Raw genomic sequence first — 23,347 nt, 5'->3', positions numbered from 1 at the left:
GGAAACTCACACGCTGATCACGCACCCTCCCCGAGTCGGTGGGGAATTGCATGTTTAGCCTGACGCTTTACAGAGAAGGCAAAACCGACAACCCGCGCCCTCCGAGGGGCCTTCGCGGCCCCGCGGGCGCCCGGACACGACAGGGCCTCGTACAACCGTGAAGACGACGATGATGTTCCACAAGATCGCCAACCCGCGGCGCACGACGCTGGCGCACCTCGACGGCGCCGACGATCTGCAGACGCCGGAGCAGCCGGAGCACGCCGTCCAGCTCCCCACCCAGACCGCCAACCCCCGGCGCACCATCCTCATGGAAGCCCCGGTCACGGCGGCCGTCGCAGAGTAGTACGACACCGGGCCGCCCACCGTTCAGCGGCCCTGCGGGTCCCCTGCCGCGTTAGCCTGGAGCGTCAGACTCCAGCCAGCTCAGTCAAGGGGCCAAGCAACCCGTGCGCATCGCCAGGTTCTCCATCGACGGGAACGTCGCCTTCGGCGCGGTCGAGGGCGACCAGCCGGACCAGCTCGTCCTCGACATCATCAAGGGCATCCCGTTCGCGGACTACGAGCTCTCCGGCACCAAGGTGCCCCTGAGCAAGGTGCGGCTCCTGCCGCCGGTACTGCCCAACAAGGTCGTCGCCTTCGGCCGCAACTACGCCGAGCACGCCCGGGAACTCGGCAACGAGGTGCCCGACGCCCCGTTCGCCTTCTTCAAGCCGTCCACCTCGGTGATCGGCTCCGGCGACGCCATCCAGTACCCCTCCTTCTCGGAGGAACTGCACCACGAGGCCGAACTCGCCGTCGTCATCGGCCGCATGTGCCGCGAGGTGCCGCGCGAGCGCGTCAAGGACGTGATCTTCGGCTACACCTGCGCCAACGACATCACCGCCCGCGACGTGCAGCGCCGCGAGAAGCAGTGGGCCAGGGCCAAGGGCTTCGACTCCTCGTGCCCGCTGGGCCCCTGGGTGGAGACGGACCTGGACCCGTCCGACCTGACGATCCAGCTCACGGTCAACGGCGGCCAGCGCCAGCTGGGCCGCACCAGCGAGATGATCCACTCCATCGAGGATCTGATCGTCAACATCTCCGAGGCGATGACGCTGCTGCCCGGCGACGTGATCCTCACGGGCACCCCGGCCGGCGTCGGCCCCCTCAACGTCGGCGACGAGGTCGCCGTCACCATCGAAGGCATCGGCACTCTCACCAACAAGGTTGTCAAGCGTGGCTAGCGCATCCGGCTCCCCCGTACGCGTCCGTTTCTGTCCGTCCCCCACCGGCAACCCCCACGTGGGCCTGGTCCGCACCGCCCTGTTCAACTGGGCCTTCGCGCGCCACCACCAGGGCACGCTGGTCTTCCGCATCGAGGACACCGACGCGGCCCGCGACTCCGAGGAGTCGTACGAGCAGCTCCTCGACTCGATGCGCTGGCTGGGCTTCGACTGGGACGAGGGCCCCGAGGTCGGCGGCCCGCACGCGCCGTACCGCCAGTCGCAGCGCATGGACATCTACAAGGACGTCGCTCAGAAGCTCCTCGACGCCGGCCACGCCTACCGCTGCTACTGCTCGCAGGAGGAGCTGGACACCCGCCGCGAGGCCGCCCGCGCCGCCGGCAAGCCCTCCGGCTACGACGGCCACTGCCGCGACCTGAGCGCGGCGCAGGTCGAGGAGTACGTGTCCCAGGGCCGCGAGCCCATCGTCCGCTTCCGGATGCCCGACGAGGCGATCACCTTCACGGACCTGGTCCGCGGCGAGATCACCTACCTCCCGGAGAACGTCCCGGACTACGGCATCGTCCGCGCCAACGGCGCCCCCCTCTACACGCTCGTCAACCCGGTCGACGACGCCCTGATGGAGATCACCCACGTCCTGCGCGGCGAGGACCTGCTCTCCTCCACCCCGCGCCAGATCGCCCTGTACAAGGCGCTGGCCGAGCTGGGCGTCGCCAAGGAGATCCCCGCCTTCGGCCACCTGCCGTACGTCATGGGCGAGGGCAACAAGAAGCTCTCCAAGCGCGACCCGCAGTCGAGCCTGAACCTCTACCGCGAGCGCGGCTTCCTCCCCGAGGGCCTGCTCAACTACCTCTCCCTGCTCGGCTGGTCCCTCTCCGCCGACCAGGACATCTTCACGATCGACGAGATGGTCGACGCCTTCGACGTCTCCGACGTGCAGCCCAACCCGGCGCGCTTCGACCTCAAGAAGTGCGAGGCGATCAACGCCGACCACATCCGTCTCCTGGAGACCAAGGACTTCACCGAGCGCTGCCGTCCGTGGCTGAAGGCCCCCGTCGCACCCTGGGCGCCGGAGGACTTCGACGAGGCCAAGTGGCAGGCGATCGCGCCGCACGCGCAGACCCGGCTGAAGGTCCTCTCCGAGATCACCGACAACGTCGACTTCCTGTTCCTGGCGGAGCCGGTCTCCGACGAGGCGAGCTGGGCGAAGGCGATGAAGGAGGGCTCCGACGCGCTCCTTCGTACGGCCCGCGAGAAGCTGGACGCCGCCGACTGGACGTCCCCCGAGTCCCTCAAGGAGGCCGTCCTGGCCGCCGGCGAGGCCCACGGCCTCAAGCTCGGCAAGGCCCAGGCCCCGGTCCGCGTCGCCGTCACCGGCCGCACCATCGGTCTGCCGCTCTTCGAGTCCCTGCAAATCCTGGGCAAGGAGAAGGCGCTGACCCGCATCGACGCGGCACTGGCGAAGCTCGCGGCGTAGACCCCGACGCGCGAAGGGCGGCACCCGGACCTCCGGGTGCCGCCCTTCGCGGCGTCAGACGGCGAACACGGTCCTGGCCCACGCCTCGGTCCGGAGCACGCCGGGCACGTCAGCCCCGCGGGCCGAACGCCGCCCACGGGCCGAGGGCGAAACCGCCGGCCTCCCGGCGCACTTCCACGGCGCCCGTGCCACCGAAGTGCGCGGGGACGAGGAGTTCCCGTTCGTCGGCAGCCCGCTCCAGCACCCGCAGCCGACTCGCCGCGGCCCGGCGCGGATCGAGGCACGAACCGCTGTTGCAGCACGGTTCGAGGATCTGCACCGGGCTGTGCAGGACGTCCCCGGCGAAGACCGCCCGATCGCTCCCGGAGGCGAGGCGAAGGACGGACGCACCGGGTGTGTGACCGGGCGCGGACTCCAGCGTGAGGTGGTCGTCGATGCGGTGGAAGCCGTCCCACAGCACGACCTGCCCGGCCCGGTGGACGGGCGCGACACTGTCCTCGTAGATCAGCCGGTCGACCGGCTGCAGGCCGCGCCCGGAGACGTTGTCCGGACCGTAGTGGGCGTCGTCGGCCGCCGGAACGAGGTACTGGGCGTGGGGAAACGTCGGGACCCACTGTCCGTCGGCGGCGGTGGTGTTCCAGCCGACGTGGTCGACGTGCAAATGGGTGTTGACGACGATGTCCACGTCCTCCGGACGGACGCCGGCCTCCGCCAGGCGGTCCAGGAAGTCGCTGCGGCGCCGGTGGAAGTACGGTTCCATGCCCGGCCGTTCGCGCTCGCTGCCCGCGCCGGTGTCCACCAGCACGGTCAGACCGCCGCTGCGCAGGACCCAGGACTGCAGCGCGATCACCGTCCTGCCGCTGCCCGGATCCCAGTGCTCCGGCGCCAGCCGGTCCTCGTTGGCCTTCCACGCGGCGTCGCTGACCTCGGGCAGGAAATCGGCGGCCGGCAGGAACGGCTCGTGCCACTCGCGCACCCGGATCACCTCGACGTCCCCCAGCACCATGCGCTGCGCGGTCTCGTTCACGTTCGTCATGCCTGCGACGCTACGAACAGGGGGAGAGTGGTTCGATGCGTGATCGGCGCAGGAAGATACGCGAACGCCTCACACATGACGCGGCGGATACTCTCGGCCGCATGGACGTGGTGAGCGACGCGATATCCGCCGTGCAGCTGGGCCGTCCGCTGGCCCAGCGGGTACGGGCGGGCGGGAGCTGGCGGGTCCGGCTCGACCCCTACGACGGCGCCGGCTTCGGCATCGTGCTCAAAGGCGCCTGCTGGCTCCTGACGGACAGCGGTGTTCCGGCCGCCCTCACCGCGGGAGACGCGGCGCTGCTTCCCCACGGCACCGGCCTCGTCGTCGCCGGTTCCCCCCTCGACGCGGCGGCCGCCAGGACCGCCACCCCGTACGAGCGGTGGCAGCGGGAGACCGACCGGCGCGCGTGGTCCGGTCCCGACGACACGGAGCTGCTCTGCGGCAAGTACCGGCTCGACTCCAGCCGTATGCACCCGCTCATGACGGAACTGCCCGAGGTCGTCCACCTGCCGAGACGGGTGGGCGGCCACCCCGAACTGCGCGCCGCGATCGACCTGCTCGCCGGGGAACTGGACACCACCCGGTCCGGTTCCTGCATCGCGCTCCCGAGCCTGATCGACCTCCTCCTCGTCTACATGCTCCGCTCCTGGATGAGCGAGAGCACGTGCGGAACGTGGCCCGGCGCCCTGGGCGACCCGGTGACGGCCGCCGCGCTGCGGGCCGTGCACGGCGACCCGGCGGGCCGGTGGACCCTGGACCGCCTGGCCGCGGAGGCGGGCGTCTCCCGCGCCACGCTGACCCGCCGGTTCGTCTCCAGGGTCGGGCGCCCGCCGATGGCGTACCTCACCTGGTGGCGGGTGACCGTGGCCGCCACCCTGCTCCGGGACACGGGGGAGACGCTGGCCGCCATCGCCGGCCGCTGCGGGTACGGCAGCCCGTACGCCCTCTCGCACGCCTTCGTCAGGGAGTTCGGCGTCACCCCCGGGCGCTACCGCGCACAGGCGGTCGAGCGCACCGCGTCCGCGGAGGGCCAGAGGGAGGGAACCCCAGCCGTCCCCCGGGCAGGGGCCTAAGCTGGCCGTATGCCGATCAAAGCCGTGGTCTGGGACGTCGACGACACGCTCTTCGACTACACCACCGCCGACCGCGAGGGCATGCACGCCCACCTGGTCGCCGAGGGACTGCTCGCCGGGTACGGGTCGGCAGAGGAGGCGCTCGTGCGGTGGCGGGAGACCACCGACCGCCAGTGGGCGCGGTTCGCGGCGGGCGAGGTGGACTTCGTCACGCAGCGGCGCGACCGCGTCCGGGTCTTCCTGGGCCGGCCGGAGCTGACGGACGCCGAGGCCGACGACTGGTTCCAGCGGTACGTCACGCACTACGAGTCCGCCTGGTCCCTCTTCCCGGACGTCCTGCCGGTCCTCGACGCCCTCGCCGACAGCCACCGGCACGCCGTGCTCTCCAACTCCAGCCTCACCGTCCAGGACCGCAAGCTGCGCGTACTCGGGGTGCACGACCGCTTCGAGGCCATCCTGTGCGCCGCCGAGCTGGGCGTCTCCAAGCCCGAGGCCGGGGCCTTCGCCGCCGCCTGCGACGCCCTCGGCCTCGCCTCGTCCGAGGTCGCCTACGTCGGCGACCATCCGGAGATCGACGGGCGCGGCGCCCACGACGCCGGACTGCTCTCCGTGTGGATCGACCGGGGCGGCGTCTACGCGGCCGTCGACCCGCCGGCCGGGCCTCGGCGCATCGCCTCGCTCGCCGAACTTCCCGCGCTCCTCGGCGCCGATACCCGTTTTGGAGCCCCGTCCACCTTCGGGTAATGTTCTTCCTGCGCCGCCGGAGAGCGGGCCGAAAGGCCGGAGATCCGGAGGCGCACGCTAAGGCAAGATCTCTCCGGGGGTTGCGTCTCAGTGGCCTATGGTGTAATTGGCAGCACGACGGTTTCTGGTTCCGTTAGTCTAGGTTCGAGTCCTGGTAGGCCAGCTCGCAGAGCTCATCTGCATCGCGGAGATCATCCGCAAGGCCCCCGTTGTGTAGCGGCCTAGCACGCCGCCCTCTCAAGGCGGTAGCGCCGGTTCGAATCCGGTCGGGGGTACAGATCCTTCCCGCGGGGACGGTCAGGGTAGCTCCCGCCGTCGCTGATGCAGGATCGCTAGGGCCCCCGTTGTGTAGCGGCCTAGCACGCCGCCCTCTCAAGGCGGTAGCGCCGGTTCGAATCCGGTCGGGGGTACGAACTGGTCTAAACCACATTGGTCTATGGTGTAATTGGCAGCACGACTGATTCTGGTTCAGTTAGTCTAGGTTCGAGTCCTGGTAGACCAGCTCGGATCTGCGGCGGAGCAAGACAGAACGCCCGCATGATCCACGCCCCCGTTGTGTAGCGGCCTAGCACGCCGCCCTCTCAAGGCGGTAGCGCCGGTTCGAATCCGGTCGGGGGTACAGAGTACGAAGGGGGCTTCCGCTGAGGCGGGAGCCCCCTTCGGCGTTCGTGCCGTGAGTGCCGTCGCGTCCCCGGAAACGGAGCAGGGCCCGCCGCGGCGTTGAGGCGGGCCCCGGTCTCGTACGCGAGGGAGTCAGCCGGTGCGGCGCAGCGCCTCGGAGAGCCGGCCCGCGGCGTCGATGATCGCCTGCGCGTGCATCCGGCCGGGGTGGCGGGTGAGGCGCTCGATGGGGCCGGAGACGGACACCGCGGCCACCACGCGGTTGGACGGGCCGCGCACCGGCGCGGAGACGGACGCGACGCCGGGCTCGCGCTCGCCGATGGACTGGGCCCAGCCGCGGCGCCGCACGCCGGACAGGGCCGTCGCCGTGAAGCGGGCGCCCTGGAGGCCGCGGTGCAGGCGCTCGGGCTCCTCCCAGGCCATGAGGATCTGCGCCGAGGACCCGGCCTTCATGGTGAGGGTGGAGCCGACCGGGACCGTGTCCCGCAGGCCCGACAGACGCTCCGCCGCGGCGACGCAGATGCGCATGTCGCCCTGGCGGCGGTAGAGCTGGGCGCTCTCACCCGTGATGTCGCGGAGGTGGGTGAGCACCGGGCCCGCCGTGGCGAGCAGCCGGTCCTCGCCGGCCGCGGCCGCCAGCTCGGCCAGGCGCGGGCCGAGGATGAAACGGCCCTGCATGTCGCGCGCCACCATACGGTGGTGCTCCAGCGCCACGGCCAGGCGGTGGGCCGTGGGTCGTGCCAGTCCGGTCGCAGCGACCAACCCCGCGAGGGTGGCCGGGCCGGACTCCAGAGCGCTCAGGACGAGGGCCGCCTTGTCCAGAACGCCGACGCCGCTACTGTTGTCCATGAAACGATACTCCCGTCTCACTCTGTGAAACGCAAGTTCAATTTCCCGTGGAACGCGCCACTCTGGAAGGCACCAAGTCACAACCGGCCCGTGACGAAAGGGCCTGGTGGCGGTTGCCCGGAATCACAGGGGTGCGGGCACCGCTTCCCCAAGATCTCTAGTTGGGTCGGTGCTTCGTCGCCGGCCGGAGGGAAAGCGATGGGTAGGACACTCGCGGAGAAGGTCTGGGACGACCATGTCGTCCGGCGCGCCGAGGGCGAGCCCGACCTCCTCTTCATCGATCTGCACCTGCTGCACGAGGTGACCAGCCCGCAGGCCTTCGACGGCCTCCGCAAGAGCGGCCGGCCGGTGCGCCGGCTCGACCTGACCATCGCCACCGAGGACCACAACACCCCGACGCTCGACATCGACAAGCCCATCGCCGACCCGGTCTCCCGGGCCCAGCTGGAGACGCTGCGGAAGAACTGCGCGGAGTTCGGCGTCCGGCTGCACCCGCTGGGCGACGTGGAGCAGGGCGTCGTGCACGTCGTCGGTCCGCAGCTCGGCCTGACCCAGCCCGGCACCACCGTGGTCTGCGGCGACTCGCACACCTCCACGCACGGTGCCTTCGGCGCGCTGGCGTTCGGCATCGGCACCTCCCAGGTCGAGCACGTGCTGGCCACCCAGACGCTGCCCATGGCCCGCCCGAAGACCATGGCGATCACCGTCAACGGCGAACTGCCCGACGGCGTCACGGCCAAGGACCTGATCCTGGCGATCATCGCGAAGATCGGTACGGGCGGCGGCCAGGGCTACGTCCTGGAGTACCGCGGCGAGGCCATCGAGAAGCTCTCGATGGAGGCCCGCATGACCATCTGCAACATGTCGATCGAGGCCGGCGCCCGCGCGGGCATGATCGCCCCCGACGCGACCACCTTCGCCTACCTCCAGGGCCGTGCGCACGCCCCCGAGGGCGCCGACTGGGACGCGGCGGTCGAGTACTGGAAGACGCTGCGCTCGGACGACGACGCGGAGTTCGACGCCGAGGTGGTCGTCGAGGCCGCCGAGCTGGCACCGTTCGTCACCTGGGGCACCAACCCGGGCCAGGGCGCGCCGCTTTCCACCGCCGTCCCCGACCCGGCCTCCTACGACGACGCCTCGGAGCGCTTCGCCGCCGAGAAGGCCCTGGAGTACATGGGGTTGGAGGCCGGTCAGCCGTTGCGCTCCATCAAGGTGGACACCGTCTTCGTGGGTTCCTGCACCAACGGCCGCATCGAGGACCTGCGCGCCGCCGCCGAGATCGTACGGAGCCGCAAGGTCGCCGACGGCGTGCGCATGCTGGTCGTCCCCGGCTCCGCGCGGGTGGGCCTGCAGGCCGTCTCCGAGGGACTGGACGTGGTCTTCAAGGAGGCCGGCGCCGAGTGGCGGCACGCGGGCTGCTCTATGTGTCTGGGCATGAACCCGGACCAGCTGGCCCCGGGCGAGCGCTCCGCCTCCACCTCCAACCGCAACTTCGAGGGACGCCAGGGCAAGGGCGGCCGCACCCACCTGGTGTCGCCGCAGGTCGCGGCCGCGACGGCGGTCCTGGGCCACCTGGCCTCCCCGGCCGACCTGTCCGCCGCCGACGTCCCCGCGCCCGCTGGAGTCTGAGAGTCATGGAAGCATTCACCACGCACACCGGCCGGGCCGTACCGCTGCGCCGCAGCAACGTCGACACCGACCAGATCATCCCCGCCCACTGGCTCAAGAAGGTGACGCGGGACGGGTTCGAGGACGGGCTCTTCGAGGCCTGGCGCAAGGACCCGGAGTTCGTGCTCAACCGGCCCGAGCGCCAGGGCGCCACCGTCCTGGTCGCCGGCCCCGACTTCGGCACCGGCTCCTCCCGCGAGCACGCCGTCTGGGCGCTGCAGAACTACGGCTTCAAGGCCGTGATCTCCGCTCGCTTCGCCGACATCTTCCGCGGCAACTCGCTGAAGAACGGCCTGCTCACGGTGGTCCTCGACCAGAAGGTCGTGGACGCGCTGTGGGAGCTCACCGAGCGGGACCCCCAGGTCGGGATCACGGTCGATCTCGAGGCCCGTGAGGTCCGCGCCGAGGGCGTCACCGCCCCCTTCGAGCTGGACGAGAACTCCCGCTGGCGGCTGCTGAACGGCCTGGACGACATCTCGATCACCCTCCGCAACGAGGCCGACATCGCGGCGTACGAGTCGAAGCGCCCGTCCTTCAAGCCGCAGACCCTCCAGGTCTGACCCCCCGCGGAGCCCCACGAGTCCTCCGGGGACTCCGCAAGGTCGAGTTTCGGCCACCCAACACCCCCGCCGTACCCCCGATCAGCCCGATCGGGGGTACGGCCGTTTTCGGGTCCGGTCACGTGGGTCCGTTACTGACGCGACTTGTAACTTCCCACGTTAGAGGCGTGGTTGCAGGGGTAGATGGGTCCTGAGGACCCGGCTTTCGCGTGTGCTCGGATGACCGTTTGAGGCGGCAGTTGCCCCCTGCGCAGGCGACAACTCGCCCCAGATGGCACAATCTGTGCATGGAACACGACGGCCAACTCGAGCTCTATGCGGCGGTCGCGGTCCGGCTCAAGGAAGCGCACACAGCAGTGCGCGCACTGCAAGTCCCGGAGGGCGTACGTGTGGCGCTGACCCGGAAGCTGCTGGTCATTACGGCCGCGGCCAAACACGATCTCGCCGGTGCGGCAAAGCGCCTGGACCGGTTCACCGCCGACCTCGACGCGGGTCGATACCCCGAAGAGGACGGCTGAACAGACCGGAACGGCCCGAGTCCGTTGCGGCACAAGGGTGATTAGCCCGTTTCGTGTTTGATTTGCGGTATATATCTGCCTAACGTGCGAAAAAGCTTGAACAGATTCGTTCTGGCGAGGTCTCCGAAGGGGAAGACGTGAACAAGGCGCAGCTCGTAGAAGCGATTGCCGACAAGGTGGGCGGCCGGCAGCAGGCCGCCGACGCGGTCGACGCGGTCCTGGACGCCCTCGTCCGTGCGGTGGTCGCGGGCGACCGGGTCTCGGTCACCGGCTTCGGTTCCTTCGAGAAGGTCGACCGCCCGGCCCGGTACGCCCGCAACCCCCAGACGGGCGAGCGGGTTCGGGTCAAGAAGACCTCCGTGCCGCGCTTCCGCGCGGGCCAGGGCTTCAAGGACCTGGTGAGCGGCTCGAAGAAGCTCCCGAAGAACGACATCGCGGTCAAGAAGGCCCCCAAGGGCAGCCTGTCCGGCCCGCCGCCCACCATCTCCAAGGCCGCGGGCAAGAAGGCCGCCGCCAAGAAGGCCACCGGCGCCGCGAAGAAGGCCACCGGCGCGGCCAAGAAGACGACCGGGGCGGCGAAGAAGACCACCACCGCCAAGAAGACCACGGGCGCGGCGAAGAAGACCACGGCGAAGAAGACCACCGCCAAGAAGTCCGCAGCCAAGACCACCACGGCGGCGGCGAAGAAGACCGCGGCCAAGAAGGCCCCGGCGAAGAAGGCCACCGCCAAGAAGGCCCCGGCCAAGAAGTCGACCGCCCGCAAGACCACCGCCAAGAAGGCCACCGCCCGCAAGAAGTAGCAGGCGGCGGCAGGCCGACCGGCACAGGGCCGCCCACGCGTCGGGCCGGACTCCCTCTCGGAGTCCGGCCCGCGGCGTGTGCGCACCCGGACGGGGCGCGCCCGCTCAGAAGGTCTGCAGGGTCACCAGCGTGATCCGCCGGCCCGTGCCCGTGTCCGCATTCCCGGCATCGGCATCGGCATCGGTCTCGATCCGCACCCGCTGCCCCGGCCGCAGCAGCCGCAGGCCCCCCGCGTCGAACGCCGCCGCGTCGAAGGGCACCGGCGTGCCGTCGTCGAGCAGCACCTGCCCGCTGCGGCTCTCGGGGTCGTACGTGTACGCGGTCGCCTGCATGGCCGCAGCCTACTGCCCGGCGATCAGCAACCGCGCCGCCACCGCGGCCGTCCGGGGCCCCACCCCCAGCACCAGCGCGGTGCGCAGGTCCGATCCGGTGTCCACGTCCTGCCGTACGGAATCCACCGCGCCCAGCCGCAGTTCCGCCGCCCCCGACGCGCGGTGGCGGGCCCGGGAATCCGGGCCGAATGCGGGGGCCAATTCACGGCCCGGAAGCGCGGTCAGCAAGGTGGTGCCGATTCCGGCCGCGTCCGGGAGAAAAGCGCGCGGGAATTGCGCTGCCGCCGCCAGGGCCCGCGCCAATTCGGCCGGCCGCAGCGCGGGCAGATCGGCGTTGAGGGCGGCCACCGGGCTTTGCGGACGCGCCGCCCGCACCGCCGCCGCCCCGTGCGCCAGCGCCGCGTTCAGGCCGCCGCCGGGCTCGTCCGCGACCACGGCCGCACCGAGCTCCCGCAGCTCGCGTCCGGCACGGGCGTCGTCCGTGACGACTGCCACATCCCCGACCGCCGGACAGGCCAGCGCGGCCGCCACGGTGTCCTGTGCGAACGCCAGCGCGAGACCTGGCCGCACCCCGTCGTCCGCGGTGTCCGACAGCCTGCTCTTGGCCCGGGCGAGGGGCTTCACGGGTACGACCAAGGTCCACTGCACGGGTGTTCCGTCCTTCTCTCGTCGCCAGCATTGTCACCTTCAAGACCTGGCGGTTCACTCGTCGGGGCGTACGGTGTTCTCGACAGACGGGCGGCCCGGGGCGACACTTGTCCGGCCCCAGGCCCTGGAGAAAGGTGTCAGCGTGCCCCGCCGCAGAATCGGCTTCTGGTACCGCCTGGCCGCGGTGATCTGCAAACCGCCGCTGGTGGTCCTGATCAAGCGGGACTGGCGGGGAATGGAGAACATTCCGGCCGACGGCGGATTTATCACCGCCGTGAACCACAATTCGCACGTGGACCCCCTCGGCTACGCGCACTACCAGTACAACACCGGGCGCGTTCCGCGATTCCTGGCGAAGAGCGGACTTTTCCGGAAGGGCTTCGTCGGCGCCGCGATGCGCGGCACCGGGCAGATCCCCGTCTACCGCGAGAGCACGGACGCGCTCAGCGCCTTCCGGGCCGCGATCGACGCCGTGGAGCGAGGCGAGTGCGTCGCCTTCTACCCCGAGGGCACCCTGACCCGCGACCCGGACGGCTGGCCCATGACCGGCAAGACCGGCGCGGCGCGCGTCGCCCTGCAGACCAAGTGCCCGGTCGTCCCGGTCGCCCAGTGGGGGTGCAACGAACTGCTGCCGCCCTACGCCAAGAAGCCCCACCTCCTGCCGCGCAAGACCCACCAGGTGCTCGCGGGCCCGCCCGTCGACCTGTCCCGGTTCTACGACCGGGAGATGACCGCGGAGCTGCTGAAGGAGGTCACCGAGGTCATCATGGCCGCCGTGACCCGCCAGCTGGAGGAGATCCGCGGCGAGCAGGCACCCGAAACCCCGTACGACCCGCGCCGCGAGCGGATCGAGCAGCGGCGCCGCACCCAGCAGGCGACGTCGCAGGCGGCGCGGTCGCGGACGCACGGAACGCAGGCAGAAGGGCAGAGCACGTGAGCAAGCCGGTCAGGGCGGCCGTCTTCGGCACCGGATCCTGGGGCACCGCCTTCGGCACGGTCCTCGCCGACGCGGGCTGCGACGTCACCCTCTGGGGGCGCCGCGCCGAACTCGCCGACGCCGTCAACTCCACCCGCACCAACCCGGACTACCTGCCCGGCGTGGAACTCCCGGAGAACCTGCGGGCCACCACCGACGCCGCCGAGGCCGCGCGGGGCGCCGACTTCACCGTCCTCGCCGTGCCGTCCCAGACGCTGCGCGCCGGCCTCGCCGACTGGACGCCCCTGCTGGCGCCCGACACCGTCCTGGTGTCGCTGATGAAGGGCGTCGAACTCGGCTCCACGATGCGGATGAGCGAGGTGATCGAGGACGTCGCCAAGGTCGGCGCCGAGCGCATCGCCGTGGTCACCGGGCCCAACCTGGCCCGCGAGATCGCCGCCCGGATGCCGGCCGCCGCCGTGGTCGCCTGCCCCGACGAGTCCGTTGCCCGCCGTCTGCAGACCGCCTGCCACACGCCGTACTTCCGGCCCTACACCAACACCGACGTCGTCGGCTGCGAGCTGGGCGGCGCCGTGAAGAACGTGATCGGCCTCGCCGTCGGCATCGCGGACGGCATGGGACTCGGCGACAACGCCAAGGGCTCCCTCATCACCCGCGGCCTCGCCGAGACCACCCGCCTCGGCGCCGCCCTCGGCGCCGACCCGCTGACCTTCTCCGGCCTCGCCGGACTCGGCGACCTGGTGGCGACCTGCTCCTCGCCGCTGTCCCGCAACCACACCTTCGGCACCAACCTCGGCAAGGGCATGACGCTGGCGGAGACCATCGCGGTCACCAAGCAGACCGCCGAGGGCGTCAAGTCCTGCGAGTCGGTGCTGGATCTGGCCCGCCGGCACGGCGTCGACATGCCGATCGCCGAGACCGTCGTCGCCATCGTGCACGAGGGCAAGTCCCCGGTGGTCGCGGTCAAGGAGCTGATGTCGCGCAGCGCGAAGCCCGAACGACGCTGAGCGACGCCCCTCCCGGAGCCCGGCGCGACCCGGGCGCCACGCGGTCCGCCGACGCTGTCTCACGGCCCGGGGGGCGGGTACTCTCAACGCGATATGAGCACCGAGAACCTCCCCCAGAGCCCTGAGCAGAGCCCTCAGCGACCGCCCCGGAAGCCGCGTGTGGCCGTCGTGTTCGGCGGGCGCAGCTCCGAACACGGGATCTCCGTGGTCACCGCCGGCGCCGTCCTGGCGGCCATCGACCGGACGAAGTACGACGTCCTGCCGATCGGCATCACCAGGGACGGCCGCTGGGCTCTCACCGCCGACGAACCGGAACGCATGGCGATCACCGACCGCCGCACGCCCGACGTCGAGGAACTGGCCGAGTCGACCGAGGGCGGCGTACTGCTCCCCGTCGACCCCGCGAACCGCGAGGTCGTCTACAGCGAACCCGGCTCGGTGCCCAAGGCCCTGGGCGAGGTCGACGTCGTCTTCCCCGTGCTGCACGGTCCGTACGGCGAGGACGGCACCCTCCAGGGCCTGCTGGAGCTGTCCGGCGTGCCCTACGTCGGCGCGGGCGTGCTCGCCTCCGCCGTCGGCCAGGACAAGGAGTACATGAAGGCGGTCTTCGACTCCTACGGGCTCAAGGTCGGCCCGTACGCGGTGATCCGGCCCCGCGAGTGGGAGCAGGACCGCTCCGCCGCCCGCAGGAAGATCGTCGACTTCGCCGGCGAGCACGGCTGGCCGCTCTTCGTGAAGCCCGCGCGCGCGGGCTCCTCGATCGGCATCACCAAGGTCGACGACCTTGCCGGACTCGACGAGGCGATCGAGGAGGCCCGGCGCCACGACCCGAAGATCCTCGTCGAGGCGGCGCTGCGGGGCCGCGAGATCGAGTGCGGGGTGCTGGAGTTCGAGGACGGCCCCCGGGCCTCCGTGCCCGCCGAGATCCCACCGCCCTCGGAGCACTCCTACTACGACTTCGAGGCCAAGTACATCGACTCCACCCCGGGCGTCGTGCCGGCCCCGCTCACGGACGAGGAGACCGCCGAGGTCCGGCGGCTCGCCGTGGCGGCGTTCGACGCGGCCTCCTGCGAGGGGCTGGTGCGCGCGGACTTCTTCCTCACCGAGGACGACGAGTTCGTGATCAACGAGATCAACACCATGCCCGGCTTCACGCCCATCTCCATGTTCCCGCAGATGTGGCAGGCGACCGGTGTGAGCTACCCGGAGCTGGTGGACCGGCTGGTCCGGGCGGCGCTGCGCCGGCCCACCGGGCTGCGCTGAGCGCACGCTCCGGTTCACGGCCCGCGGCGACGAGAAGGCGACTCCCTCGGGGGTCGCCTTCTCGCAGTATGATCAGCGGGTTTCCCCGGCCCGCTGTCCGCAGGCGGCAGCGTGTTGTCCGGGTTCCGCCACAGCCCGGTGATCCCGTGTCCGGCCGGGAACCGCCGCCGACCCGCTGTTCGTCTGCTGGGGAGCGGCCTGCGGCGGCGATCAGCAGGGCGGGACCGAGTGGGCGGAGAGGGGGCTAGAGATGGACGACCGGACAGGTCAGAGTGCGCGTGATGCCGTCCACTTGCTGGACCTTGGCGACCACCATGCGACCCAGTTCGTCGACGGTGTCGGACTGGGCGCGGACGATGACGTCGTAGGGTCCTGTCACGTCCTCGGCCTGGATGACTCCAGGGATCTTGCTGATCGTCCCGGCGACGGTCGACGCCTTGCCGACCTCCGTCTGGATCAGGATGTACGCCTGTACCACGGAACCTCCAGAGCGGCCACGAGGATCATGTGGGGAAAAGGAACGCCACGGTATCGCGTAGCCGCTCCCCGCGGGGAGACCCGCGGCCCGCGGGCCGCGCGCGCCGGAGTGCCGCACCGGAACGCGCCGACGCGCACCGGCACGCGCCGACGCGCACGCCGGCCGTGGCGACGGTCGAACGGACCGCGGCGGCGGTCGGTAAGACCGTGACGTGGGCAGAGCGGTCGGTACGGCCGTGACGAGGACAGGGACGACGCGCGACCGGGCGCGGCCAGGGACAGGGACAGAAGGGGAGCCAAGGCGATGAAGGGCACTGTTGGTGAGCTGGGGGAGTTCGGGCTCATCAGGGAGCTCACCTCCCGTCTCACCACCACCCCGGCGGTCCGGGTCGGCCCCGGCGACGACGCCGCGGTGGTGGCCGCACCCGACCGCAGGGTGGTGGCCAGCACCGACATCCTGGTGGAGGGCCGGCACTTCCGCCGGGACTGGTCGACCGCGTACGACGTGGGCCGCAAGGCGGCGGCGCAGAACCTGGCCGACATCGCCGCCATGGGCGCCGTGCCGACCGCGCTGCTGCTCGGCCTGGTCGTGCCCGCCGAACTGCCGGTCACCTGGCCGAGCGAGCTGATGGACGGACTGCGCGACGAGTGCCAGGTCGCGGGTGCCTCCGTGGTCGGCGGCGACGTGGTGCGCGGCGACACCATCACCGTGTCCATCACGGCCCTCGGCGACCTGCGCAACCAGGAGCCCGTCACCCGGTCCGGCGCCCAGCCCGGCGACCTCGTCGCGGTGACCGGCTGGCTGGGCTGGTCCGCGGCCGGGTTCGCCGTCCTCTCCCGCGGCTTCCGCTCGCCGCGCGCCTTCGTCGAGGCCCACCGGCGCCCCGAACCGCCCTACCACGCGGGTCCCGCCGCCGCGGGCCTCGGCGCCACCGCCATGTGCGACGTGAGCGACGGGCTGATCGCCGACCTGGGGCACATCGCCGAGGCCAGCAAGGTCAGGATCGACATCAGCTCCGGGCGGATCGACATCCCGTCCCAGATGAACGACATCGGCCAGGCCGTCGGCGTCGACCCCATGCAGTGGGTGCTCACCGGGGGCGAGGACCACGCGATCGTGGCGACCTTCCCGCCGGACGTGAAACTGCCCGCCCGCTGGAAGGTCATCGGCGAGGTCCTCCACCCCTCCGCGCTGCCCCAGGTGACCGTCGACGGGGCGCCCTGGACGCGGAAGGGCGGCTGGGACCACTTCGGCGGCGAGGTCGAGGCATGAGGCCGCCCCTGGTCCTCACCGTGGCGGGCTCCGACTCCGGCGGCGGCGCCGGCATCCAGGCCGACCTCAAGACGATGCTCGCCCTCGGCACCCACGGCATGAGCGTCCTCACCGCGGTCACCGCGCAGAACTCCCTCGGGGTGCAGGGCGCCTGGGAACTCCCCGTGGCAGCCGTACGCGCCCAGTACCGCAGCGTCGTGGACGACATCGGCGTCCACGCGGTCAAGACCGGGATGCTTTCCTCCGCCGAACTGGTCGAGGCCGTCGCCGAGTTGATCGACGGCACGGACGCCCCGGCGGTCGTCGACCCGGTCGGCGTCTCCAAGCACGGGGACGCGCTGCTCGCCGCCTCCGCGCTGGACTCGGTCCGCACCAGACTGCTCCCGGTCGCCACCGTCGCCACGCCCAACCTCGACGAGGTCGCGCAGCTCACGGGCGTACGGGTCGGATCCGAGGCCGATCTGCGCCGGGCCGCCTCCGCCGTCCTCGAGTACGGGCCGCGCTGGGTCCTGGTCAAGGGCGGCCATCTGCCCGGCGACGCCGTCGACCTGCTCACCGACGGCTCCGAGGAGCACTGGCTGCGCGGGCCCCGGCTCGACAACCGGCACACCCACGGCACGGGCTGCACCCTCGCCTCCGCCGTCGCGTGCGGGCTGGCCAAGGGGCAGCCGGTGCCGGACGCCGTACGAGCGGCCAAGGAGTACGTCACCGGGGCGATCCGGTCCGGCTTCGCGCTGGGCGCCGGCATCGGACCGGTCGACCACGGGTGGGAACTCGGGCGCCCGTCCTGAGCACGAGGCCCCTGAGCACGAGGCCGGGGAGCAGGAGGGCACGGCAAAAAGCCGGCCCACCCGAGGTGGACCGGCTCCCTACAGCGGACCAGGCAGTGGCCGCGCGCTCAGCTGAGACGCGTCAGCGCGAGACCTTGCCGGCCTTGATGCACGAGGTGCAAGCGTTCACGCGCTTCGGCGTCCCGCCGACCACGGTACGCACACGCTGGATGTTCGGGTTCCAGCGACGGGGCGTACGGCGGTGCGAGTGCGAGATGTTGTTGCCGAAGCCCGGCCCCTTGCCACAGACGTCGCAGTTGGCAGCCACGGGTCACTCCAAAGACTTCAGATGCACTTACGGTTGATCCCGGCATGCCGGGATCAAGGTCTCGGACACGGAGGTTCCGGGAACTGAGTGGCGGTGCCAGGGGGATGGCCCGATCGGGATCGGGCAACCGGAGCAGCATACAACGACTGCTTCCGTACAACGAAACTACCACGGCAGCTCAGGGGCCCGCCCCGGGTGCGGACCCGCCGAGGTCTACGCTGCCAGCCACGTCCAGGAGCTCAGGGAGGCGCAGGTGGCGCAGGTGCCGCAGAGGTTCTTCGACGCTCTGGCGGTGCGTACCTGGTGCGGTCTGTCACTGCGCGCACTGGGGCGGGCGCGCGAGGAGATCGACGCGATCAACGTCTATCCCGTCGCCGACGGGGACACCGGCACGAACCTCTATCTGACCGTCGAATCGGCAGCCGCAGCCGTCGAGGCCGTCTTCGCCGCACACGAGGTGGACGCGGGCGCCGGGGACGCGGAAGACAGGGACGAGGAGGACGGGCCCTCGCTGGCCGACGCCGTGGGCGCCATGGCGCACGGCGCGCTGATCGGCGCGCGGGGCAACTCCGGCACCATCCTCGCGCAGCTGCTGCGCGGCATGGCCCAGGTGCTCTCCGCGCGGGGTGCCCCGCACACCGGCGGTTCCGGCCTGCGGTCGGCCCTGCGGCACGCGGCCGAATCCGCCCGGAACGCCGTGGCCCGTCCCGTCGAGGGCACCGTCCTCACCGTGGCCTCGGCCGCCGCCGACGCGGCCGACGGCGCCGGGGACGACTGCGCGGAGGTCGCCCGCGCGGCCTACGAGGGCGCCCGCGCGGCGCTCGCCGCCACGCCGGGCCAACTGCCCGTCCTGGAGCGCGCCGGAGTGGTCGACGCCGGCGGACACGGCCTGGTGACGGTGCTCGCGGCCCTGGTGGAGACCTGCACGGGCCGTCCGCCGGAGACGGGCGTCGTGCTCCACGCGCGCGTGGAGCACGACGACGCCGACCCCGCGGTCGAGTGCGCGGCCGCCGGGGACGGCGAGGACGGACCCGCCTTCGAGGTGATCTACCTCCTGGAGGCCGATGACGCGGCCGTGGCCCGGCTGCGGCAGCGGCTCGACGCGCTCGGGGACTCGCTCGTCGTGGTCGGCGGCGACGGACTGTGGAACGTCCATGTGCACGTCGACGACGCGGGTGCCGCCGTGGAGGCGGGCGTCGAGGCCGGCCGGCCGTACCGGATCCGCATCACCCACTTCGGGCACGGCGACGTCCACACCACCGGGGCGGAGCGCCCGCCGCGGGAGCGCGCCCCGCGCGCCGTGGTGGCCGTCGTGCCGGGGGAGGGGCTGGCGGAGCTGTATGCCGGGGCCGGCGCGACCACCCTGCTCGCCCGCCCCGGCGAACCGCCCGCCAGCGGGGAGCTGGTCCAGGCCGTACGGCGGGCCCACGCGCGCGAGGTCGTCCTGCTGCCCAATGACGCCGAGCTGCGGCACACCGCCGCCGCGGCGGCCGAGCAGGCCCGCGCCGAGGGCGTCCGGGTCGCCCTCATCCCGACCCGCTCCGCGGTACAGGGCATCGCCGCACTCGCCGTGCACGAGGCCGGGCGGCGCTTCGACGAGGACGTGGTGGCGATGACCTCGGCGGCCGGCGCCACGCGGCACGCCGAGGTCACCGTCGCCGAACGCCAGTCCTGGACCACGGCCGGCATCTGCCAGGCCGGTGACGTGCTCGGCCTCATCGACGGCGACGTGGCCGTGATCGGCCCTGACGTGTCCCGGGTGGCCGCGACCGTCCTGGACCGCATGCTGTCGGCCGGCGGCGAGCTGGTCACCCTCGTCCTCGGCGACGAGGCGCCCCAGGACGTCGCCGACCAGCTGGAGGCCCGGGTCCGGGAGGCGTACCTCGCCGTCGACACCGTGGTCTACCGGGGCGGCCGGCAGGGCGCGCTGCTGCTGGTCGGTGTGGAGTAGGGCGAGCGGTACCGCCCCCGCGGGATCCGCCCCCGCCGCCCCCGCCGCCGGCAGGGCAGGAGCCGGGCACCGGCACCGCGGCGGACCGGGCCGGGGGCCGTGCCGCACGGCCGGTACGGCGCTTCCCGGCGACGTTGTCAGTGGCGTGGTGTGGAATGGATCTCGTGCCCGCACTGCGAGAACCCCTGAAGAAGGTGCTCGGCCCCGCCACCGCGAAGGTGATGGCCGAGCACCTCGGCCTGCACACCGTCGGCGACCTCCTCCACCACTATCCCCGCAGATACGAGGAGCGCGGCCAGCTCACCCACCTCGCCGACCTCCCCATGGACGAGCACGTCACGGTGGTCGCCCAGGTCGCCGACGCCCGCCTGCACAGCTTCGCCTCGTCCAAGGCGCCGCGCGGCAAGGGACAGCGCCTGGAGGTGACCATCACGGACGGCAGCGGCCGCCTCCAACTGGTCTTCTTCGGCAACGGCGTGCACAAGCCCCACAAGGAACTCCTGCCGGGCACCCGCGCGATGTTCGCCGGCAAGGTCTCCGTCTTCAACCGCCGACTGCAACTCGCCCACCCGGCGTACGAGTTGCTGCAGAGTAGCGACGGCGAGGGCGACGCGGCCGAGAGCGTCGAATCCTGGGCGGGCACCCTGATCCCCCTCTACCCGGCCACCGCCAAACTGGAGTCCTGGAAGATCGGCAAGGCGATCCAGACGGTGCTGCCCAGCGCCCAGGAGGCCGTCGACCCCCTGCCCGGCTCCCTGCGCGAGGGGCGGGGCCTGGTCTCCCTTCCCGAGGCCCTCCTCAAGATCCACCGCCCGCACACCAAGGCCGACGTCGAGGACGCCCGCGCCCGGCTGAAGTGGGACGAGGCCTTCGTCCTCCAGGTCGCCCTCGCCCGCCGCCGCCACGCCGAGACCCAACTCCCCGCCGTCCCCAGGAGGGCCCGCCCGGACGGCCTGCTCACCGCCTTCGACGACCGCCTCCCCTTCACCCTCACCGACGGCCAGCAGAAGGTCTCCCGCGAGATCTTCGACGACCTCGCCACCGACCACCCGATGCACCGGCTGCTCCAGGGCGAGGTCGGCAGTGGCAAGACGCTGGTCGCCCTGCGCGCCATGCTCGCGGTCGTCGACTCCGGCGGTCAGGCCGTGATGCTGGCGCCCACCGAGGTGCTGGCCCAGCAGCACCACAGGTCCGTCGTCGAGATGATGGGCGAGCTGGCCGAAGGCGGCATGCTGGGCGGCGCCGAGCACGCCACCAAGGTGGCGCTGCTCACCGGCTCCATGGGCGCCGCCGCCCGCCGGCACGCCCTGCTCGACCTCGCCACCGGCGAGGCGGGCATCGTCATCGGCACGCACGCGCTGATCGAGGACAAGGTGCAGTTCCACGACCTCGGCCTGGTCGTCGTCGACGAACAGCACCGCTTCGGCGTCGAGCAGCGCGACGCCCTGCGCGGCAAGGGGAAGCAGCCCCCGCACCTGCTCGTCATGACCGCCACGCCCATTCCGCGCACCGTCGCCATGACCGTCTTCGGCGACCTGGAGACCTCCGTCCTGGACCAGCTCCCGGCCGGCCGCTCCCCGATCGCCAGCCATGTCGTCCCCGCCGCCGACAAACCCCACTTCCTCTCCCGCGCCTGGGAACGCGTCCGCGAGGAGGTGTCGGGCGGCCACCAGGCGTACGTCGTCTGCCCGCGCATCGGCGACGAGGAGGACGACCCGAAGAAGACCTCCCCGAAGAAGGCCGACCCGGCGGACACCGGCCCGGAGACGACCGGCCCGGAGAAGCCCGACCCGGGGAAGAAGCCCGCCCCGGGCAGGCCGCCCGCGGACGACGCCGAGAAGCGGCCCCCGCTCGCCGTCCTCGACGTGGCCGAGCAGCTGGCCGGGGGACCGCTGCGGGGGCTCGGGGTGGAGGTCCTGCACGGCCGTATGCAGCCCGACGACAAGGACGCGGTGATGCGCCGCTTCGCCGCCGGGGAGACCGACGTGCTGGTCGCCACGACCGTCATCGAGGTCGGCGTCAACGTCCCCAACGCCACCGCGATGGTGATCATGGACGCCGACCGCTTCGGCGTCTCGCAGCTCCACCAGCTGCGCGGCCGGGTCGGGCGCGGCTCCGCCCCCGGCCTGTGCCTGCTGGTCACCGAGATGCCCGAGGCGAGCGCCGCCCGGCAGCGGCTGAACGCGGTCGCCGCCACCCTCGACGGCTTCGAGCTCTCCCGCATCGACCTCGAACAGCGCCGTGAGGGCGACGTCCTCGGCCAGGCCCAGTCCGGTGCCCGCACCTCCCTGCGGGTGCTCGCCGTCATCGAGGACGAGGAGATCATCGCGGAGGCCCGGCAGGAGGCGGCGGCCGTCGTCGCCGCCGACCCGGAGCTGACCGGCCTGCCCGCCCTGCGCACGGCCCTGGACGCACTGCTGGACGACGAGCGGGAGCAGTACCTGGAGAAGGGCTGAGAGACTGGCACCGGACGCCGTCCGCAAAGCCGGGCACCACCGACTCCGGACGGCCGCGCCAGGCATTCGTACCGCCGCACCAGTGGCTCCGTACCACCGCACCAGCCGACTCCGCACAGCCGAGTACAGCGACAAGGACCCAGAAATGACCCGCGTGATCGCCGGCCGGGCCGGCGGACGCCGCCTGGCCGTCCCGCCGGGCACCGGCACCCGGCCCACCTCCGACCGTGCGCGCGAGGGCCTGTTCTCGACCTGGCAGTCCCTGCTCGGCGGCCCGCTGGACGGCGAGCGGGTCCTCGACCTGTACGCCGGTTCCGGTGCCGTCGGCCTGGAGGCGCTCTCCCGGGGTGCGGGGCACGTCCTGCTCGTCGAGGCCGACGCCCGTGCCGCCCGCACGGTCCGGCAGAACGTCGGGGCCGTCGCCCTGCCCGGCGCCGAGGTCAGGGCGGGCAAGGCGGAACAGGTCGTCCGCACCCCCGCCCCGGCCGAACCGTACGACGTCGTCTTCCTGGACCCGCCGTACGCCGTCCCGGACGACGATCTTCGGGAGATCCTGCTCACACTCCGCACCCAGGGGTGGCTCGGGAGGGAAGCGCTCGTCACCGTGGAGCGCAGCACCAGAGGCGGTGATTTCGGCTGGCCCGACGGCTTCGAGGCGATCCGGGCCCGTCGCTACGGCGAGGGAACGTTTTGGTACGGTCGCGCCGCCTCTACGTGCGATGACGCACGATGACCGGACCGGAGAGCGAGGGAAAGCAAGTGCGCCGTGCCGTCTGTCCCGGGTCGTTCGACCCGATCACCAACGGGCACCTGGACATCATCGCCCGGGCCTCCAGCCTCTACGACGAGGTCTACGTCGCCGTGATGATCAACCAGTCCAAGAAGGGCCTCTTCGAGATCGAGGAGCGCATCGACCTGATCCACCAGGTCACCGCCGAGTACGGCAACGTGCGGGTGGAGTCCTTCCACGGCCTGCTCGTCGACTTCTGCAAGCAGCGCGAGATCCCGGCCATCGTCAAGGGCCTGCGCGCGGTCAGCGACTTCGACTACGAGCTGCAGATGGCCCAGATGAACAACGGCCTCTCCGGCGTGGAGACCCTCTTCATCCCCACCAACCCCACCTACAGCTTCCTGTCGTCCTCCCTGGTCAAGGAGGTCGCCACCTGGGGCGGAGACGTCGCCCACCTGGTGCCGCCGCTCGTCCTCGACGCCCTCAGGGACCGCCTGGCCAAGCGCTGACCGCCCGTCGTACCGCCTGTCGGAGACCGGCGATCCGTCACCAGGTGTCCCCGGGACACCCCGGGGTCGTACAGTCGTCCCGTCCGTCTCCAA

The 23,347-nt window shown here is 71.9% G+C and carries 24 protein-coding genes and 5 tRNA genes; 23 read left to right on the top strand and 6 right to left on the bottom strand.

All coding sequences use genetic code 11. The features are described 5' to 3' along the window. Positions 1-157: 157 nt before the first annotated feature. The 3 genes from IG94_RS41625 (at position 158) to gltX (ending at position 2,703) form a co-directional block, all read left to right on the top strand. Positions 158-346, top strand: coding sequence for a hypothetical protein (locus IG94_RS41625; RefSeq protein ID WP_037768362.1), 189 nt, complete (start codon positions 158-160; stop codon positions 344-346). 103 nt (positions 347-449) lie between these two features. Further along, entirely contained in the window at positions 450-1,226 is a 777-nt protein-coding gene (locus IG94_RS0111350) for a fumarylacetoacetate hydrolase family protein (RefSeq protein WP_031034204.1), read from the top strand. Then, positions 1,219-2,703 carry a glutamate--tRNA ligase gene (gene gltX, locus IG94_RS0111345; RefSeq protein WP_078892264.1) on the top strand — a complete coding sequence of 495 codons (1,485 nt, stop codon included), beginning with the start codon at positions 1,219-1,221 and terminating at the stop codon, positions 2,701-2,703. Before IG94_RS0111350 ends, gltX begins: the two co-directional genes overlap by 8 nt. Before the next feature lie 109 nt (positions 2,704-2,812). Here gltX and IG94_RS0111340 read toward each other — a convergent pair whose 3' ends face one another. Continuing rightward, entirely contained in the window at positions 2,813-3,739 is a 927-nt protein-coding gene (locus tag IG94_RS0111340) for an MBL fold metallo-hydrolase (RefSeq protein WP_031034200.1), read from the bottom strand. A gap of 101 nt (positions 3,740-3,840) precedes the next feature. Between IG94_RS0111340 and IG94_RS0111335 the strand changes: the two genes are divergently transcribed. From IG94_RS0111335 to IG94_RS0111305, 7 genes are all read left to right on the top strand, one after another. Then, entirely contained in the window at positions 3,841-4,812 is a 972-nt protein-coding gene (locus IG94_RS0111335; protein ID WP_052410637.1) for an AraC family transcriptional regulator, read from the top strand. A 9-nt stretch (positions 4,813-4,821) separates the two neighbouring features. After that, entirely contained in the window at positions 4,822-5,556 is a 735-nt protein-coding gene (locus tag IG94_RS0111330) for an HAD family hydrolase (RefSeq protein WP_031034196.1), read from the top strand. A gap of 91 nt (positions 5,557-5,647) precedes the next feature. Next, positions 5,648-5,719, top strand: a tRNA-Gln gene (locus tag IG94_RS0111325). A 39-nt stretch (positions 5,720-5,758) separates the two neighbouring features. After that, positions 5,759-5,831 (top strand) — tRNA-Glu (locus IG94_RS0111320). A 62-nt stretch (positions 5,832-5,893) separates the two neighbouring features. Further along, positions 5,894-5,966: transfer RNA gene (locus tag IG94_RS0111315), tRNA-Glu, on the top strand. A 20-nt stretch (positions 5,967-5,986) separates the two neighbouring features. Beyond that, a tRNA-Gln gene (locus tag IG94_RS0111310) sits at positions 5,987-6,058 on the top strand. Positions 6,059-6,102: 44 nt separating this feature from the next. Continuing rightward, positions 6,103-6,175: transfer RNA gene (locus IG94_RS0111305), tRNA-Glu, on the top strand. A 134-nt stretch (positions 6,176-6,309) separates the two neighbouring features. Here the strand turns inward: IG94_RS0111305 and ndgR are convergent. Next, positions 6,310-7,026, bottom strand: a complete 717-nt coding sequence (gene ndgR, locus IG94_RS0111300; protein WP_031034192.1) for an IclR family transcriptional regulator NdgR — start codon at positions 7,024-7,026, stop codon at positions 6,310-6,312. A gap of 198 nt (positions 7,027-7,224) precedes the next feature. On the opposite strand from ndgR, the gene leuC reads away from it, so the two are divergent. The 4 genes from leuC (at position 7,225) to IG94_RS0111280 (ending at position 10,572) form a co-directional block, all read left to right on the top strand. Beyond that, entirely contained in the window at positions 7,225-8,655 is a 1,431-nt protein-coding gene (gene leuC / locus IG94_RS0111295; RefSeq protein WP_031034190.1) for a 3-isopropylmalate dehydratase large subunit, read from the top strand. Between the two features lie 5 nt (positions 8,656-8,660). Then, entirely contained in the window at positions 8,661-9,254 is a 594-nt protein-coding gene (leuD, locus tag IG94_RS0111290; protein WP_031034188.1) for a 3-isopropylmalate dehydratase small subunit, read from the top strand. Between the two features lie 287 nt (positions 9,255-9,541). After that, on the top strand, positions 9,542-9,772 hold the full coding sequence (locus tag IG94_RS0111285) for an SCO5555 family protein (protein ID WP_031034186.1): 231 nt from the start codon (positions 9,542-9,544) through the stop codon (positions 9,770-9,772). A gap of 137 nt (positions 9,773-9,909) precedes the next feature. Next, positions 9,910-10,572: an HU family DNA-binding protein gene (locus IG94_RS0111280; protein ID WP_031034184.1), complete on the top strand. Its 663-nt coding sequence runs from the start codon at positions 9,910-9,912 to the stop codon at positions 10,570-10,572. A gap of 105 nt (positions 10,573-10,677) precedes the next feature. On the opposite strand, the gene IG94_RS0111275 is transcribed toward IG94_RS0111280, so the two are convergent. Then, on the bottom strand, positions 10,678-10,905 hold the full coding sequence (locus IG94_RS0111275) for a hypothetical protein (protein WP_031034180.1): 228 nt from the start codon (positions 10,903-10,905) through the stop codon (positions 10,678-10,680). Between the two features lie 9 nt (positions 10,906-10,914). After that, positions 10,915-11,553 carry a 2-phospho-L-lactate guanylyltransferase gene (gene cofC / locus IG94_RS0111270; RefSeq protein WP_031034176.1) on the bottom strand — a complete coding sequence of 213 codons (639 nt, stop codon included), beginning with the start codon at positions 11,551-11,553 and terminating at the stop codon, positions 10,915-10,917. A gap of 142 nt (positions 11,554-11,695) precedes the next feature. On the opposite strand from cofC, the gene IG94_RS0111265 reads away from it, so the two are divergent. From IG94_RS0111265 to IG94_RS0111255, 3 genes are all read left to right on the top strand, one after another. Continuing rightward, positions 11,696-12,490, top strand: a complete 795-nt coding sequence (locus IG94_RS0111265; RefSeq protein ID WP_031034171.1) for a lysophospholipid acyltransferase family protein — start codon at positions 11,696-11,698, stop codon at positions 12,488-12,490. Beyond that, positions 12,487-13,497: an NAD(P)H-dependent glycerol-3-phosphate dehydrogenase gene (locus tag IG94_RS0111260; protein WP_031034169.1), complete on the top strand. Its 1,011-nt coding sequence runs from the start codon at positions 12,487-12,489 to the stop codon at positions 13,495-13,497. The genes IG94_RS0111265 and IG94_RS0111260 overlap by 4 nt, the downstream gene beginning before the upstream one ends. Before the next feature lie 93 nt (positions 13,498-13,590). Then, on the top strand, positions 13,591-14,760 hold the full coding sequence (locus tag IG94_RS0111255) for a D-alanine--D-alanine ligase family protein (RefSeq protein ID WP_031034168.1): 1,170 nt from the start codon (positions 13,591-13,593) through the stop codon (positions 14,758-14,760). Positions 14,761-15,004: 244 nt separating this feature from the next. Here the strand turns inward: IG94_RS0111255 and IG94_RS0111250 are convergent, their stop codons facing one another. Then, positions 15,005-15,238 (bottom strand): Lrp/AsnC ligand binding domain-containing protein, encoded by a 234-nt coding sequence (locus IG94_RS0111250; RefSeq protein WP_031034165.1) that lies wholly within the window; start codon positions 15,236-15,238, stop codon positions 15,005-15,007. Between the two features lie 303 nt (positions 15,239-15,541). On the opposite strand from IG94_RS0111250, the gene IG94_RS0111245 reads away from it, so the two are divergent. Together IG94_RS0111245 and thiD are read left to right on the top strand one after the other, a co-directional pair. After that, positions 15,542-16,510: a thiamine-phosphate kinase gene (locus IG94_RS0111245; protein ID WP_031034164.1), complete on the top strand. Its 969-nt coding sequence runs from the start codon at positions 15,542-15,544 to the stop codon at positions 16,508-16,510. Further along, a complete protein-coding gene (gene thiD, locus IG94_RS0111240; protein WP_031034161.1) occupies positions 16,507-17,301 on the top strand; it encodes a bifunctional hydroxymethylpyrimidine kinase/phosphomethylpyrimidine kinase in 795 nt (264 codons plus the stop codon). The genes IG94_RS0111245 and thiD overlap by 4 nt, the downstream gene beginning before the upstream one ends. A gap of 121 nt (positions 17,302-17,422) precedes the next feature. Here the strand turns inward: thiD and rpmB are convergent, their stop codons facing one another. Then, entirely contained in the window at positions 17,423-17,608 is a 186-nt protein-coding gene (gene rpmB / locus IG94_RS40360) for a 50S ribosomal protein L28 (protein ID WP_004924906.1), read from the bottom strand. Between the two features lie 253 nt (positions 17,609-17,861). Between rpmB and IG94_RS0111230 the strand changes: the two genes are divergently transcribed. The 4 genes from IG94_RS0111230 to coaD all read left to right on the top strand — a co-directional run bounded on the left by IG94_RS0111230 (position 17,862) and on the right by coaD (position 23,254). Next, positions 17,862-19,559: a DAK2 domain-containing protein gene (locus IG94_RS0111230; RefSeq protein ID WP_031034157.1), complete on the top strand. Its 1,698-nt coding sequence runs from the start codon at positions 17,862-17,864 to the stop codon at positions 19,557-19,559. 155 nt (positions 19,560-19,714) lie between these two features. Further along, a complete protein-coding gene (recG, locus tag IG94_RS0111225) occupies positions 19,715-22,015 on the top strand; it encodes an ATP-dependent DNA helicase RecG (protein ID WP_031034154.1) in 2,301 nt (766 codons plus the stop codon). Between the two features lie 145 nt (positions 22,016-22,160). Next, the gene (rsmD, locus tag IG94_RS0111220; RefSeq protein ID WP_031034152.1) at positions 22,161-22,748 is read left to right on the top strand and encodes a 16S rRNA (guanine(966)-N(2))-methyltransferase RsmD; all 588 of its coding nucleotides are present in this window, start codon (positions 22,161-22,163) and stop codon (positions 22,746-22,748) included. 26 nt (positions 22,749-22,774) lie between these two features. After that, positions 22,775-23,254 carry a pantetheine-phosphate adenylyltransferase gene (gene coaD / locus IG94_RS0111215; protein ID WP_031034150.1) on the top strand — a complete coding sequence of 160 codons (480 nt, stop codon included), beginning with the start codon at positions 22,775-22,777 and terminating at the stop codon, positions 23,252-23,254. Positions 23,255-23,347 lie beyond the last annotated feature (93 nt).

The organism is Streptomyces olivaceus (assembly GCF_000721235.1).
GTDB classification, from domain to species: domain Bacteria; phylum Actinomycetota; class Actinomycetes; order Streptomycetales; family Streptomycetaceae; genus Streptomyces; species Streptomyces olivaceus.
This window is presented reverse-complemented; position numbering and strand designations above follow the sequence as displayed.